The organism is Parageobacillus sp. KH3-4 (assembly GCF_022846435.1).
Classification (GTDB): Bacteria; Bacillota; Bacilli; order Bacillales; family Anoxybacillaceae; genus Parageobacillus; species Parageobacillus thermoglucosidasius_A.
In genome coordinates this window covers 3,042,730-3,055,351 of sequence record NZ_AP025627.1, presented here as the reverse complement: position 1 = coordinate 3,055,351, position 12,622 = coordinate 3,042,730, and the positions used below count along the sequence as shown (strand labels likewise).

Annotated in this window: 16 protein-coding genes; 7 read left to right on the top strand and 9 right to left on the bottom strand. The window is 44.5% G+C overall.

Going from position 1 to position 12,622, the window contains the following annotated elements; all coding sequences use genetic code 11:
- Window positions 1-15: 15 nt before the first annotated feature.
- Window positions 16-1,194 (top strand): exonuclease SbcCD subunit D, encoded by a 1,179-nt coding sequence (locus tag MWM02_RS15370; protein ID WP_244402378.1) that lies wholly within the window; start codon window positions 16-18, stop codon window positions 1,192-1,194.
- Window positions 1,191-4,541, top strand: coding sequence for an SbcC/MukB-like Walker B domain-containing protein (locus MWM02_RS15365; protein ID WP_244402377.1), 3,351 nt, complete (start codon window positions 1,191-1,193; stop codon window positions 4,539-4,541). Before MWM02_RS15370 ends, MWM02_RS15365 begins: the two co-directional genes overlap by 4 nt.
- A gap of 56 nt (window positions 4,542-4,597) precedes the next feature.
- Here the strand turns inward: MWM02_RS15365 and MWM02_RS15360 are convergent, their stop codons facing one another.
- The 7 genes from MWM02_RS15360 to MWM02_RS15330 form a co-directional block, all read right to left on the bottom strand.
- Window positions 4,598-4,819 carry a spore germination protein gene (locus tag MWM02_RS15360; protein ID WP_064552541.1) on the bottom strand — a complete coding sequence of 74 codons (222 nt, stop codon included), beginning with the start codon at window positions 4,817-4,819 and terminating at the stop codon, window positions 4,598-4,600.
- Window positions 4,819-5,244, bottom strand: coding sequence for a spore germination protein GerPE (locus tag MWM02_RS15355; protein ID WP_064552540.1), 426 nt, complete (start codon window positions 5,242-5,244; stop codon window positions 4,819-4,821). Before MWM02_RS15355 ends, MWM02_RS15360 begins: the two co-directional genes overlap by 1 nt.
- Before the next feature lie 3 nt (window positions 5,245-5,247).
- Window positions 5,248-5,430: a hypothetical protein gene (locus MWM02_RS15350; protein WP_064552539.1), complete on the bottom strand. Its 183-nt coding sequence runs from the start codon at window positions 5,428-5,430 to the stop codon at window positions 5,248-5,250.
- Entirely contained in the window at window positions 5,430-6,029 is a 600-nt protein-coding gene (gene gerPC, locus MWM02_RS15345; RefSeq protein WP_244402376.1) for a spore germination protein GerPC, read from the bottom strand. The genes MWM02_RS15350 and gerPC overlap by 1 nt, the downstream gene beginning before the upstream one ends.
- An 84-nt stretch (window positions 6,030-6,113) precedes the next feature.
- Window positions 6,114-6,338 (bottom strand): spore germination protein GerPB, encoded by a 225-nt coding sequence (locus MWM02_RS15340; RefSeq protein WP_064552537.1) that lies wholly within the window; start codon window positions 6,336-6,338, stop codon window positions 6,114-6,116.
- 14 nt (window positions 6,339-6,352) lie between these two features.
- A complete protein-coding gene (locus MWM02_RS15335) occupies window positions 6,353-6,574 on the bottom strand; it encodes a spore germination protein (RefSeq protein WP_064552536.1) in 222 nt (73 codons plus the stop codon).
- 65 nt (window positions 6,575-6,639) lie between these two features.
- Window positions 6,640-6,864 (bottom strand): spore germination protein, encoded by a 225-nt coding sequence (locus MWM02_RS15330; RefSeq protein WP_244402375.1) that lies wholly within the window; start codon window positions 6,862-6,864, stop codon window positions 6,640-6,642.
- Window positions 6,865-7,001: 137 nt separating this feature from the next.
- Here MWM02_RS15330 and MWM02_RS15325 point away from each other — a divergent pair, with 137 nt between their 5' ends.
- The 3 genes from MWM02_RS15325 to MWM02_RS15315 all read left to right on the top strand — a co-directional run bounded on the left by MWM02_RS15325 (window position 7,002) and on the right by MWM02_RS15315 (window position 9,360).
- The gene (locus MWM02_RS15325) at window positions 7,002-7,226 is read left to right on the top strand and encodes a spore germination protein (protein ID WP_064552534.1); all 225 of its coding nucleotides are present in this window, start codon (window positions 7,002-7,004) and stop codon (window positions 7,224-7,226) included.
- Window positions 7,227-7,337: 111 nt separating this feature from the next.
- The gene (locus MWM02_RS15320) at window positions 7,338-8,930 is read left to right on the top strand and encodes a fatty acid--CoA ligase (protein WP_244402374.1); all 1,593 of its coding nucleotides are present in this window, start codon (window positions 7,338-7,340) and stop codon (window positions 8,928-8,930) included.
- 262 nt (window positions 8,931-9,192) lie between these two features.
- Window positions 9,193-9,360 (top strand): hypothetical protein, encoded by a 168-nt coding sequence (locus MWM02_RS15315; protein ID WP_244402373.1) that lies wholly within the window; start codon window positions 9,193-9,195, stop codon window positions 9,358-9,360.
- A 10-nt stretch (window positions 9,361-9,370) separates the two neighbouring features.
- Here the strand turns inward: MWM02_RS15315 and MWM02_RS15310 are convergent, their stop codons facing one another.
- Window positions 9,371-9,544 (bottom strand): aspartyl-phosphate phosphatase Spo0E family protein, encoded by a 174-nt coding sequence (locus MWM02_RS15310; RefSeq protein ID WP_064552687.1) that lies wholly within the window; start codon window positions 9,542-9,544, stop codon window positions 9,371-9,373.
- Between the two features lie 330 nt (window positions 9,545-9,874).
- Between MWM02_RS15310 and MWM02_RS15305 the strand changes: the two genes are divergently transcribed.
- Window positions 9,875-10,777, top strand: a complete 903-nt coding sequence (locus tag MWM02_RS15305; protein WP_244402372.1) for a fumarylacetoacetate hydrolase family protein — start codon at window positions 9,875-9,877, stop codon at window positions 10,775-10,777.
- A gap of 41 nt (window positions 10,778-10,818) precedes the next feature.
- Here the strand turns inward: MWM02_RS15305 and MWM02_RS15300 are convergent, their stop codons facing one another.
- Window positions 10,819-12,015 carry an ornithine--oxo-acid transaminase gene (locus tag MWM02_RS15300; protein WP_244402371.1) on the bottom strand — a complete coding sequence of 399 codons (1,197 nt, stop codon included), beginning with the start codon at window positions 12,013-12,015 and terminating at the stop codon, window positions 10,819-10,821.
- A 208-nt stretch (window positions 12,016-12,223) separates the two neighbouring features.
- Between MWM02_RS15300 and MWM02_RS15295 the strand changes: the two genes are divergently transcribed.
- Window positions 12,224-12,577: a YisL family protein gene (locus MWM02_RS15295; protein ID WP_244402370.1), complete on the top strand. Its 354-nt coding sequence runs from the start codon at window positions 12,224-12,226 to the stop codon at window positions 12,575-12,577.
- Window positions 12,578-12,622 lie beyond the last annotated feature (45 nt).

Sequence of the window (12,622 nt, the reverse complement as noted above, 5' to 3'; positions counted from 1 at the left end):
AAGGAACGGAAGCGTATGCGCATTTTACATACAGCTGACTGGCACTTAGGAAGAACGCTGGAAGGAAGGAGCCGGCTATCGGAGCAGGAGCAATTTATTGACGAGCTCGTCGACATTGTGGAAAAAGAAAAAATTGATGTTGTGCTAATGGCGGGCGATGTGTTTGATTCTGTCAATCCACCGGCGGCGGCCGAGCAATTGTTTTACGAAAGTCTCGCCCGCCTTTCGGATAAAGGGAAACGGCCTGTCGCCGTTATTGCCGGCAACCATGACCATCCTGAGCGAATTAGCGCTGCCGCGAAGTTAGTAGCCGATTACGGCATCCTTTTGCTCGGCTGGCCGGATACAGCCGTCTATCGCATCGAAGTGCCGGCACGAAACGAAACGATGATGCTCGCTCCGCTCCCGTATCCTTCTGAATCCCGTTTAGCGGAATTGCTGTCCAAAGAACATTCGGAAATGTCGTTGCGCGATCGATACGACGAGCGGATTCGCCATTTGTTTGCGACGATGGCCGCTTCGTTTTCGGAAAAGACGGTAAACGTAGCCATGAGCCATATTTATGTCGCGGGGGGAAGTACATCTGATTCAGAGCGGCCGATCGAAGTCGGCGGCGCCTACACGGTGTCCGCCGCCAGTTTGCCAAAACAAGCCCAATATGTCGCGCTCGGCCATTTACATCGGCCGCAAGATGTAAAACGTGCGGAAACGGCAGCACGTTATTCCGGCTCGCCGCTTGCATATAGCTTTTCCGAGGCAGGATATGCCAAATCGGTTACGATCATTGATGTAAAACCAGGAGAAAAAGCGGCAGTTTCCGAAATTCCATTGTCGTCTGGCAAACCGCTAGTAAAATGGCAGGCGACGGAAGGGATTGCCCAAGTGTATCGTTGGTGCGAAGAAGGAAAAGACCGATCTGCATGGATTGATTTAGAAATCCACCTTTCGCAGCCGTTATCGATGGAAGAGATTTACCGATTGCGCAAGCTTCATTCTGGTTTTGTCCATATTCGTCCGGTCTTTCCAGAAAAAAAAGAGCATATCGAGAGCAGCAAACGGGAGCAATTATCATTGGAAGAGATGTTCCGCCGCTTTTATGAGCGCCAAACAGGCGGCAAGGCGGACGACGAGCTTGTTCGCTTGTTTTTAGAACTGGTGGCGGAACAGGAAGAAGAGGGGGAGGCGGAAGAGTGAAGCCGATTTCGTTAACGATAGCTGGTTTGCACAGTTTCCGCGAAAAACAAACGATTGATTTCCAATCGTTATGCGAAGGCGGCGTCTTCGGCATTTTCGGTCCGACGGGAAGCGGAAAATCAACGATTTTAGACGCGATGACACTTGCGTTGTTTGGCAGCGTGGAACGCGCGCCAAACAACACGCATGGGATTATGAATCACGCGGAAAATGAGCTGTTCGTTTCTTTTACATTTGAATTAGAAAACGCTTCATGCACGAAGCGCTATACGGTGGAGCGCAGCTTTAAACGCGGCGATGAATGGCGGTTAAAAAGCGGAATATGCCGGCTTATCGAAGTTGGCGCAGAAAATGTTGTGCTGGCTGATAAATGGACAGAAGTCAATAAAGCGGTGGAGCAATTGCTAGGTTTGACGATGAAGGATTTTACGCGCGCTGTCGTGTTGCCACAAGGAAAATTCGCCGAATTTTTGTCATTGAAAGGTGCCGAACGTCGGCAAATGCTACAGCGCCTTTTTCATTTGGAGCCGTATGGCGATAAGTTAAACAAAAAATTAAAAGAGAAACTTGCCGCCATTTCTAGTGAATTAAATGAGGTGATCGCTGAGAAGGCGGGGCTGGGAGATGCCTCGAAAGAAGCGCTCGAACGGGCAAAACAAGAATTGGACATGCTTTGGGAGTTATTAAAAAAACGGCAAGCAGAATTGCATGATATGGAAGTGAAAATAGAACGAAATAAACAGCTATGGGCTTGGCAAAAGGAAAAAGAAACGCTTGAAGCGGAACTGGTGCGTTTTTCTATGGAAGAACCGCATATTCGCGCATTGGAAAATAAAAAAGAACGCGCGGAACAAGCGGAACGAATGTGGCCATATCTCGAACGGTATGAGGAAGCGCGCCGATTGGTTGCCAATGCGCAGCAGAAGCAGCACGAATTGCGGCAAAAGCTCGCACAGGCTGAAGCGTTGCATGAAAAAGCGATGCGCCATTATGAACGCATTCGCCAGGAAAAAGCCGCTTCTGAACCTCGCTTGTTGGCAAAAAAAGAACAGCTAACCCAAGCACAACAGCTGGCGGCGCAAATCCGTTCGCTTGAAGCGGAACTAAATGAAATGGAAAAACAAATTCGCCAGGTGGAAGAGGAAGAACGGCAAAAACGCGAGCAGTGGCAGGAAGCGGCAGCGCTATATGAACGCGGGCTCGAAAAACAACAGATGCTGAAAACAGAGCTGCAAAAGCATTTAGCTTCAATAGAGCAGAAGGAAGTGATTGAACGGGCATACGATGAAAAACAGCAAATCGAAAGAATAGCAGATGCGCTCCAACATATTCAGCAGCGGCTGGAACAAAAACAGCAAGCGCAGCAGCAAGCAAACGAAGAAGCGGAAAAACGGAAACGGCAAGCAGAAGCGGCAAAAGAAAAATTGCACTTTTTGTTTCAAAAGATAGAAAAAATCTATCATTCTGTTTGTGAACGGCAATGGCAGCTAGAAAAACTAATGTATCGGTACGAACAACAACTGGAACAAGAACGAGAAAAAGTGGAACAGGCGAAAACTGCGGAGATGGCGGCGACTCTTGCCAAACAGCTTCGCCAGGGGGAACCGTGCCCTGTTTGCGGGTCGCGTGAGCATCCGAATCCGTATGTATATAAGCACCATGATAGCGACAGCGGGAAAATCGCTATGTTTGAGCAGCAGGTCAAACATGGGCAATCTTATATGCAAATGCTGCACGCGTTAAAAGCGCAGCTTGAGCAACTAGCGCAATTCATCGGAAATGAGTGGGCGTTTCAACGTTTTGACGTAAGTAAATGGAAAGTGGAAGAAGATATCGATATTGCCGTGGAAGTAAAGGCACTTCAACAAGATTGTTTACAGTTAAAAGAAGCCGTTCAGCAGGCGCTGCAAAAATGGCGTGACGCCGAATCGTCGCAACAAGCGATCGAACAAGAAAGGAGAGTGCTAGAGAAAGATATACGAGAGTTGCAAACGGAATGGCAGCTTCGTTTGGATGAATACAATCGATTGCAAGCAAGCTGGCGCGAAAAATATGCCGACTTTTCTTTTACGGAGATCGAAGTGATCCGCAATCAAATGCGAAAACGCGAAGAAATCGTCCGGCAATTGCAAAAACGGATCGATGACAGCATCCCGTTTCTCGACAATAAATTAAGCGAAAAAGAACGGTTGGCCCAACAACTGCGGGAGATAGAAACGGAAAAAGTTCGCCTCGTTTCGTTGTACAGGGCTAAACAGCAGCAGATCGACAGCTATAGGCAACAGCTGTTGGAAAGAGCGGGAACAGCGCAAATGGAAGAGCAACTTCTGCAAATAGAGCAGCAGCTGCTTCGTTTAAAAAAAGAGGAAGAACAAGCCTATCAAAGATGGCTTCAGGCGCAAAAACAGCATCAAACGTTGGAAGCGGAGGCGAAAGCGATACAGCAGTCATTGGAAGAAGGAAAAGCGCAATATGAGGAAGCGAAATCGCGTTGGCTTCAGGAATTGAAAAAAACGGCGTTTGCCGACGAAAACGAAGTGAAAGAAGCAAAGGTAGCAGCGGAAAAACGATTCGAGTGGGAACAGCAAATCAAAGATTATTGGCAGAAAGTGCAACATGCTCAGCATCGCCTCGGGCAGCTTGCCGAAGCGATGGGCGGGGAAACGGTTGATCAACAACAATGGGAGCAATTGCAGGCTGTATACGAAGAAGTGAAACAACAGGTAGACAGCACGATGCAGCAAGTAGGCGCCGCGCAAAACAAAGTGGAAGAATTAACGGAAAAACATAAGCGTTTTGCCGAATTAGAGAAAAAACAGCAAGAGCTGACCGCTCTTGTCGACCGTTATAAACATTTGCAGTCGATTTTAAAAGGAAACAGCTTTGTCGAATTTTTGGCGGAAGAACAGCTTATTCAAGTGACGAGGATGGCTTCCGAACGATTAAGTTCGTTGACGAGACAGCGCTATTCGTTGGAAGTCGACTCGCAAGGAGGATTTCTCATTCGCGATGACGCCAATGGCGGGGTAAAGCGTCCGGTGACAACATTATCAGGTGGAGAAACGTTTTTAACGTCATTATCGCTTGCATTGGCGTTGTCGGCGCAAATTCAATTGCGCGGCGAATATCCGCTCCGGTTTTTCTTCTTGGACGAAGGGTTTGGCACGTTGGATGCGGAACTTCTTGATACCGTTATTTCTGCACTTGAAAAACTTCATTCGCAGCGGCTGTCTGTCGGAGTGATCAGCCATGTGCAAGAAATTCGCGCTCGCTTGCCGAAACGGCTCATTGTTGAGCCGGCGGAACCGTCTGGGCGGGGAACACGAGTTAAATTAGAAGTTATGTAACTTTTATTAAATAAAAATGCAAAGCTGCCATTTCCTGAAAGGGAATGGCGGCTTTGCTAATTGTTTGCGGCTACATTGCTGTCAAACGCGTCAGGGTCAAATGTGTTTGTGAAACTGATGCCGTTGTTCGTAATGACAAAATCTCCCGTATTGAATCCTCCCGAACCAGCCATTGTTTTGGTTGCTACTTTTGGAGCGATATAAAGGCAATCCCCCATTTGTACGACCGCTCCACTGCTGACATTATTAATTTTAATGGGACCGACGACAGAAGGCATTATTCCTCATCCTTTACTATTGGTGTGGGTGTTTGGGTATTTCCCATAGAAGGTGCTGAAGAATTCGGAGCAAGCTGGCGGATATGTTTAATTCTTGCTTCCGCATCAACGGTAGAAGTCGATCCAATATGAATGACGGCAGAAGCGGAAGCTCCCAATACACGAATGGAGCGAACAGAAATGATTGGAGATTGATGAAGTGTCTGTATGGAAATACGGTTAAGGTTTGCTTGGAATTTTGGAATTGGCATTGTAAAGATAGGAAAATTTCCTTCTCCTTCATCGCCGAAAAATAATTCATATTGTCGTTGAACTGCTAAAACACGAGAACGCGAGGTAATTTCTCGTGAATCACCGATTTGTAAGACCGAACTATAAATAAGAGTTTCCCCATGAAAATATTCCACAATTGATGTTCGTTTCATCAGTTACTCTCCTCTTGGGGCAAGCGGAACAAACGGACCGATAAACAACGATTCCGGCGGCGTGTCGAAAGCGGAAGCGATATTAATGACATCTGCATCCCCGATTAAAAAAATGGCGGAGCTTGTTACAGCCATTACATGAATATCTCCAACATGAACATCATGGTTGATCACAGTATAATTCATCATTCTCCTCCTTGTTTTGGCAAATGTTTTAGAAAAAGGTCAAGCGATTGTTCAATATCCATCTTTACTTTTTGAGAAATTTCGTTTACGACGGTCTCATCATTATCTGATGTAGGAACGTATCCATTATTCATTTTTTGATGCAAATAAAAACGAATTCGTTCGTCTACTTGTCGGGTAATGTCTTGCAAAATAAAATGGCGATACGTGTCGTCCAGACGATGCGAATACTGTTCTTCGAATCTTTTTAGCGTCTCCTTTGCTTCCTTTTCTAAATAAGCATGAACTTTTTCTTGAATGTTGCGGAATAAGACGGGTTCCGGCTTCGGAACGACCGCATTTTTTTGTTGAACGGCAAAATCTTCGATAACGTTGCCAACGCCGTTAGGAGTAATGCCAATATTTAATGTTCCTTCCAATGTTTCTACTTTTAATTGATCAAATTTGTATTCGATTCGTTCAATGGTGGTGTGCGGTTGCTGTTCCAGTTCTTTTAACTGACTTTCTAGGAGGAGAAGCCGTTGTTCTAACGATTGTATCTTTTTCGTTTGCCATAACAGATAGCGTCGCAGTTTAGCAAAGTAGTCGTATAGGAACATAATATTGAAATCATCCTCTCCAAAGTCCCTTCATCTTTAAATATATGGACGGCCTTTGGTTGTCATCACCATTTTCACGCTTTTTTAGCGAGTTGGTCCATGAAGCGGGACGAGAGGAGTGACCGTTTCTTCTACGAGCGGAACGGTAGCAACCGCCTCTGGAGCAGGTTTTGTGAATCCGCCTGAGTTTGCTAATGTAGAAAGCGCTTGGATACTGCCGGCGCTGCCGATTTGCAGTACGGATGAGTTCGTGACAGAGCCAATTTTTAATTGGTAAATGCATATGCTTTGGTTAATATAAAAATTCATTGGTTCTCCTCCTTTTAGGCGTTAGCTACTACATTTTCGTCGGCGATGTCCGCATCGTTTATATTTGTATTGCTGTAATAGTTATAAACATGCAAGCCATCTCCTATATTAAATGAGCCGGCGCCGGCAAATGTTTTGTTAACGCTCTGAGGAGAAATTGCAAACACGTCTCCAATATGAAATACGCCGCTGCTTCCGATGCTATTTAATTTAATGACTCCGACAAATGCTGGCATAAGGAATACACCTTTCTCTCGTTCTTATGATAGTGTATGGGCATGGTGACAAAAAGGTGAGTGTTTTAATTATTTGCGGCAGTATTGGAATCAGCAACATCCGGGTCGTTGGTGTTTGTAAAGCTCGCGAACGTATTTGTTTGTAGAAAATCGCCATTATTGCTGCCGCCAGAGCCAGTATTTGTTTTAAGCGTACTTTTTGGCGCAATTTGTAATACATCTCCAAAATTAACCGTTCCGTCTCCACTAACGTGAGTAATTTTAATGGGACCGCTAATAAATGACGGCATACGTTTCCTCCTTTATTGATATGCTTTTACTGTTAGTGTATGAAAAAAAGAGAAAACGGTTAAACGCGCGATGGATGTCCAGACGAATCAATTTTTTTGTCATATGATAGTAAATAAAATTATAAAGGGGAATGGATATGCCGTCGACGATTATCGGAGGAATTAAAGTAACGAGCGTAAGCGGAAACGGGACAGTAAATATGGGAGATGTGCTGCAAATCGCTCCAAAAAGTACAACGAAAACGAATTCGGGGGCAGGAGGAGCAAATACAGGCGATTTTTTGCAGACAAATACGTTTTGCAGTGTAACAAATACATTTGATCCTGATATAAAAGATGCAGGAGTACGCGGAAACAATTAGATGGCTATATGAAAAAAGGCCATCTTTTTCTTTTTATACATATTGTAATCATCGAAAATTGTGTATAATATAATTGTGAATTTTCTAAAATATTTCGTGGAGGATGGGATAATGAGTGTACCATTAGTATTAACACAATTTCTGGATAGGGCTGTGTCACTATACGGGGAGAAAACGGCAATGATATGCTCCGGGCGCGCGCTCACGTACAAACAACTAAACGAGCGTGTGAATCGGCTTTCTCATGGTCTAAAACAATTGGGGGTAGGAAAAGGGGATCGAGTCGCGTATTTGGCGCCAAATACGCTGGAAATGTTAGAAGGATTTTACGGCGTGTTTCAGCTTGGAGCGGTCATGGTTCCGCTGAACACCCGCCTGAAGCCGGATGATTATTTGTTTATTTTAAATCATAGCGAAAGCAAAGTATTGTTTGTCGATCAAGATTTATATCATTTCATCGCGCCAATTAAGGAGAAGCTGCAGACTGTAAAGACGATTATCGTTCATCAAAAAAATGCGGGAATAAATGAAACCGCTTACGAAGAATGGCTTGAGCAGCATCCTAGCACGCCGTTTGACCGGCCAAACATTGACGAAAACGATGTATGCAGCCTTTTATATACAAGCGGAACGACAGGAAATCCGAAAGGAGTCATGTTGACGCATCGCAACAATTATCTTCACGCGTTAGTATCGATGCATCATCTCCGCGTTTCTGACGAAGATACATATTTACATATATTGCCGATGTTTCACGTAAACGGATGGGGCGCGCCGTTTTATTATACGGCAAACGGAGCGACGCAAATCGGTTTAAGGAAAGTCGATGCAAAAGTGATTTTTGACTATATTCAAACATACAAGGTTAGCGTAATGCATATGGCGCCGACCGTATTAAACATGCTCTTGCAGTATTATGACAAGCATAAGCCGGTCATCGACCATCCAGTACGCGTTGTAATCGCGGGTTCTGCGCCGCCGCCATCATTTGTCACTCGTGTGGAACAAGACCTCGGCTGGGAATTTATCCAAGTATATGGCATGACAGAGTCTTCCCCGCTTAACACGATTTCCACGATCCGCTCTCATTTACGTGATTTGCCGCAAGAAAAACAATATCTCATGAAAGCGAAAGCAGGTTATTCGATGATCGGCTGCGAAGTAAAAGTGGTGGACGAACGCGGCGATGAAGTTCCGCATGACGGAAGAACGATCGGTGAAGTCGTCATAAGAAGCAACAATGTGATGAAAGGATATTGGAAAAATCCAGAGGCAACGATGGAGGCAATCCGCAATGGCTGGCTGTATACTGGCGATATGGGAACGGTAGATGAACATGGATACATTGACATTGTCGATCGAAAAAAAGATATCATTATCAGCGGCGGAGAAAATATTTCTTCCATTGAAGTAGAAGGAGTTTTATATGAGCATCCAGCAGTGTTGGAAGCGGCGGTCATCGCTGCGCCACATGAAAAGTGGGGAGAAACGCCGCACGCGTTTGTGGTCGTTCGCCCTGGACATGAAGTGACAGAGCAAGAGCTGATTGCCTTCTCACGTGAAAAACTGGCGCATTTTAAAGCGATTACCGGCGTCACGTTTGTCGATGAATTGCCGAAAACAGCATCGGGAAAAATCCAAAAAGTACATTTGCGCAAACGATATTGGGATTCCTTTGGGAAAACGGGGCGTTACGTTAATTAGTATAGAGCGGTAAGACATTGTCAAAGCGGACCGATATCGGATTGCGGAAGCGGAGTGGTTTGATATGGTTAACATGAACACGCATTTGTGGTAAGGCGTTAAAATCTTTTAATAAGAAATTCAGCGCAGATATGAATGGAGTCTGTTAGATAATTAAGAAAGTATCTCCAAATGCCTTTGCGAATGAAGTAGAGATTGTGGGTTATCCCTGTTAAGCGGAGTATCGCTTAACGAAGAATCATGTTTAAGGAAAATATGCTTTATGATTGATTTAAACATTATTCATTATCTACTGTTTCAACAGGTATTATTTACAGTTATCGATTTGGAAGGCAGTTATTATTTGCACATGACGGCGATTTTTCTGATCGGTCCGCTTGAACGGCTTACGGGAAATAGCAGTTCTTTCACAAATAAAAAGTCCCCCTAATGCACTTGCATTACTGAGGGACGGGTGAGGAAGAGTGATCGATCGGCGCTGTTTCCCGCAAATACCGGTTAATCAGTTCGTCCAATTCTTGGCTACATTGAATCGTTTCTTTGGCGGTAAATCCGTGCGTCAACGCCAATTCGATCATTTGTTGTCGCTTTTCCTCGATTAAAATAATGACCATTGTATTCACCATCAATCTTTTTAATGGTAGAGGAATTTTTCTTTCTTCTCCTGCATCCATTGCATATGAAATTTTTATTTTAGGATAAGCGATCCCTGCGTCTTGCCAGCGATATTATAAAACAATGGTTTTGCCAAAAGAATGTCACGGGAGTTTACGAGTGAAAGGAGCTAAACATTATTATACATATGGCGACGAAAAAGGAAAGATATTCGTTAAAATAAGTAATAATTTTACTAATTTAGACAAAATTCAACAAACAGTAGGAATTTTCGCGAACAGAACGAATATAAACGAGTGCCTATATTTCAATGGAAAGGAGATTTTGCGGTGAGATTTGTTACAGCGCAGCGCGGCAACGAAACATTTGTCGGAGTAATGGAGCAAGAGGGGAAAGTCATTCATTTATGTCGCGCAGAACAGGCGATGCGCCAGCGCCCAACCCTTCCTTCATCATTATTGGAGTGCATTAAGTTAGGGGATAAATTTCTTCATCAAGCGAATGAAATTGCTGCATGGGCAAAAGAAAATCCGTCCACACAATACGTGTATGCTTTACATGACGTTCGGTTGCTGGCACCAATTCCGCGCCCTGCAAAAAATATTTTTTGCGTTGGAAAAAATTATGTCGATCACGCCATTGAATTAGGAGGAAATTCGGATATCCCACAGCATCTCATTGTATTTTCGAAAGTGCCGACAACGGTCATCGGACATGAGGAAACGGTGCTGCGCCACGCCGATGTGACGGACGAGTTGGATTACGAAGGAGAGCTGGCGGTGGTGATCGGCAAACGCGGAAAGGCGCTCCGTAAAGAAGAAGCGCTTGATTACGTATTTGGCTACACCATTATCAATGACGTGACGGCGCGGGACTTGCAGGAACGGCATCAACAATATTTGCTCGGAAAAAGTTTAGATACGTTCTGTCCGATGGGGCCATGGATCGTCCATAAATCGCTGATTGAAAATCCGAACAAGCTGGAAATTGAAACAAAAGTGAACGGGGAAATAAGACAAAAAGCAAGCACGGAACAATTTATTTTTAATGTTGAGACAATTATTGAAACCATTTCTCGCGGGATTACGCTGGAACCGGGGGATATTATCGCAACCGGAACGCCGGCGGGAGTCGGAAAAGGAATGAAACCGCCGCGTTTTTTGCAGGCAGGCGATGTTGTAGAAATTACGGTGGAAGGCATCGGGACGTTAAGAAATAAAATCGGGGAGTAAGAAAAAACGGGGCGTTTCTGTTTATCTGCCCCGTTTCGCTTTTATGATTGGGCAAACACTTTTTTCACCCGTTCTATCGCCCAATCAAGTTCTTCTTTTGTAATAACAAGCGGCGGTGCAAAGCGGATGACGGTATCGTGCGTTTCTTTGCACAACAGCCCTTCTTGCTTCAATTTTTCGCAATATGGACGAGCAGAAGTATGAAGTTCCACGCCGATAAACAATCCTCTTCCCCGCACTTCTTTAATGTCTGGATGCTGAATTTCCCGAAGTTTTTCGATGAAATAGTTCCCTAATTCCAATGAGCGTTCCACTAATTTTTCTTCTATAATTACGTCCATTGCCGCGATGGATACTGCGCACGCAAGCGGATTTCCGCCGAATGTCGAGCCGTGAGAACCAGGATTAAACACGCCGAGAATATCGCGGTTTGCTGCTACGCAAGAGATAGGGAAGACACCCCCTCCCAATGCTTTTCCAAGGATGTACATATCGGGGACGACGTTTTCCCAATCGCAAGCGAACAATTTTCCGGAGCGGCCGAGGCCGGATTGGATCTCATCGGCAATGTAAAGAACGTTGTTTTCTTTACATACATCGTACGCTTCTTGCAAAAAGCCTTGCGGAGGAATGCGGACGCCCGCTTCCCCTTGGATTGGTTCAAAAATAAACGCGGCAGTATTTTTTGTAATCGCTTTCTTTAATGCGTCTATATCGCCGTATGGAATCACTTTAATGCCAGGAAGCATCGGTCCGAAACCACGTCGATATTCCTCGCTTGAGGACATTGATACCGCTGCCATTGTCCGACCGTGGAAGTTGTTTTCGCAAACGATAATTTCCGCTTTATCTTTTTCTACTCCTTTAACGTCGTACGCCCAGCGCCGCGCCGCTTTAAAAGCGGTTTCTACCGCTTCCGCGCCTGTATTCATCGGCAAAACCATATCTTTTCCTGTTAGTTTCGCGACTTTTTCATACCAAAGGCCTAGCTGATCGTTATGGAATGCACGGGAAGTTAACGTGATGCGATCGGCTTGCTCTTTTAGCGCTTGAATAATTTTCGGATGGCGATGCCCTTGGTTGACCGCTGAGTAAGCGCTTAACATATCGATATAGCGATTGCCTTCTAAGTCTTCGACCCATACCCTTTCTCCTTTGGTGAGAACGACTGGAAGAGGATGGTAGTTGTTGGCGCCGTATTGTTCTGTTAAACGGATCATTTCCGTTGTTTTATTCATGACGCTTCCTCCCTAATAGTAATTGTTGTTTTTTTCATTATAGCAGAAAAGGAATATGGATGGCAGAAAATTCAATTGTATACACGTGCGCATTTATAATTTGTCTGCACACCATAAACGGACAAATGCTTCACGTGTATAAAGTTTGTTTTTTCTTATCTGTGCATGCTATGATGGTAATGAATTGTCGGAAAAAAGGAGGAACGATATGACACACGCGCATATTACAAGTTGGCTGATCACCATTCTATTATTTTTGATCGTCGTTTCATTACAGCGTTCAGGATCTGCGAAGGTAAAAATCGCGCAAATGGTGCTCCGGTTATTTTACATCTTTACGATTATAACAGGACTCCTTTTATTACATAGCATCGCTTCGATTTCTATATTGTATATTGTCAAGACGATTGCCGGTTTATGGGTGATCGGAGCAATGGAGATGGTTTTAGTCAACATGAAAAAAGGAAAAAGCGCGAAAGCTGCATGGATCCAATGGATTATTGCATTTGCACTCGCACTATTTTTAGGATTATCGCTACCGCTAGGATTCGATATTTTTTGAAACAGGCGGCGATTCCGTATGGAATTGCCGCTTTTGCATATAGAA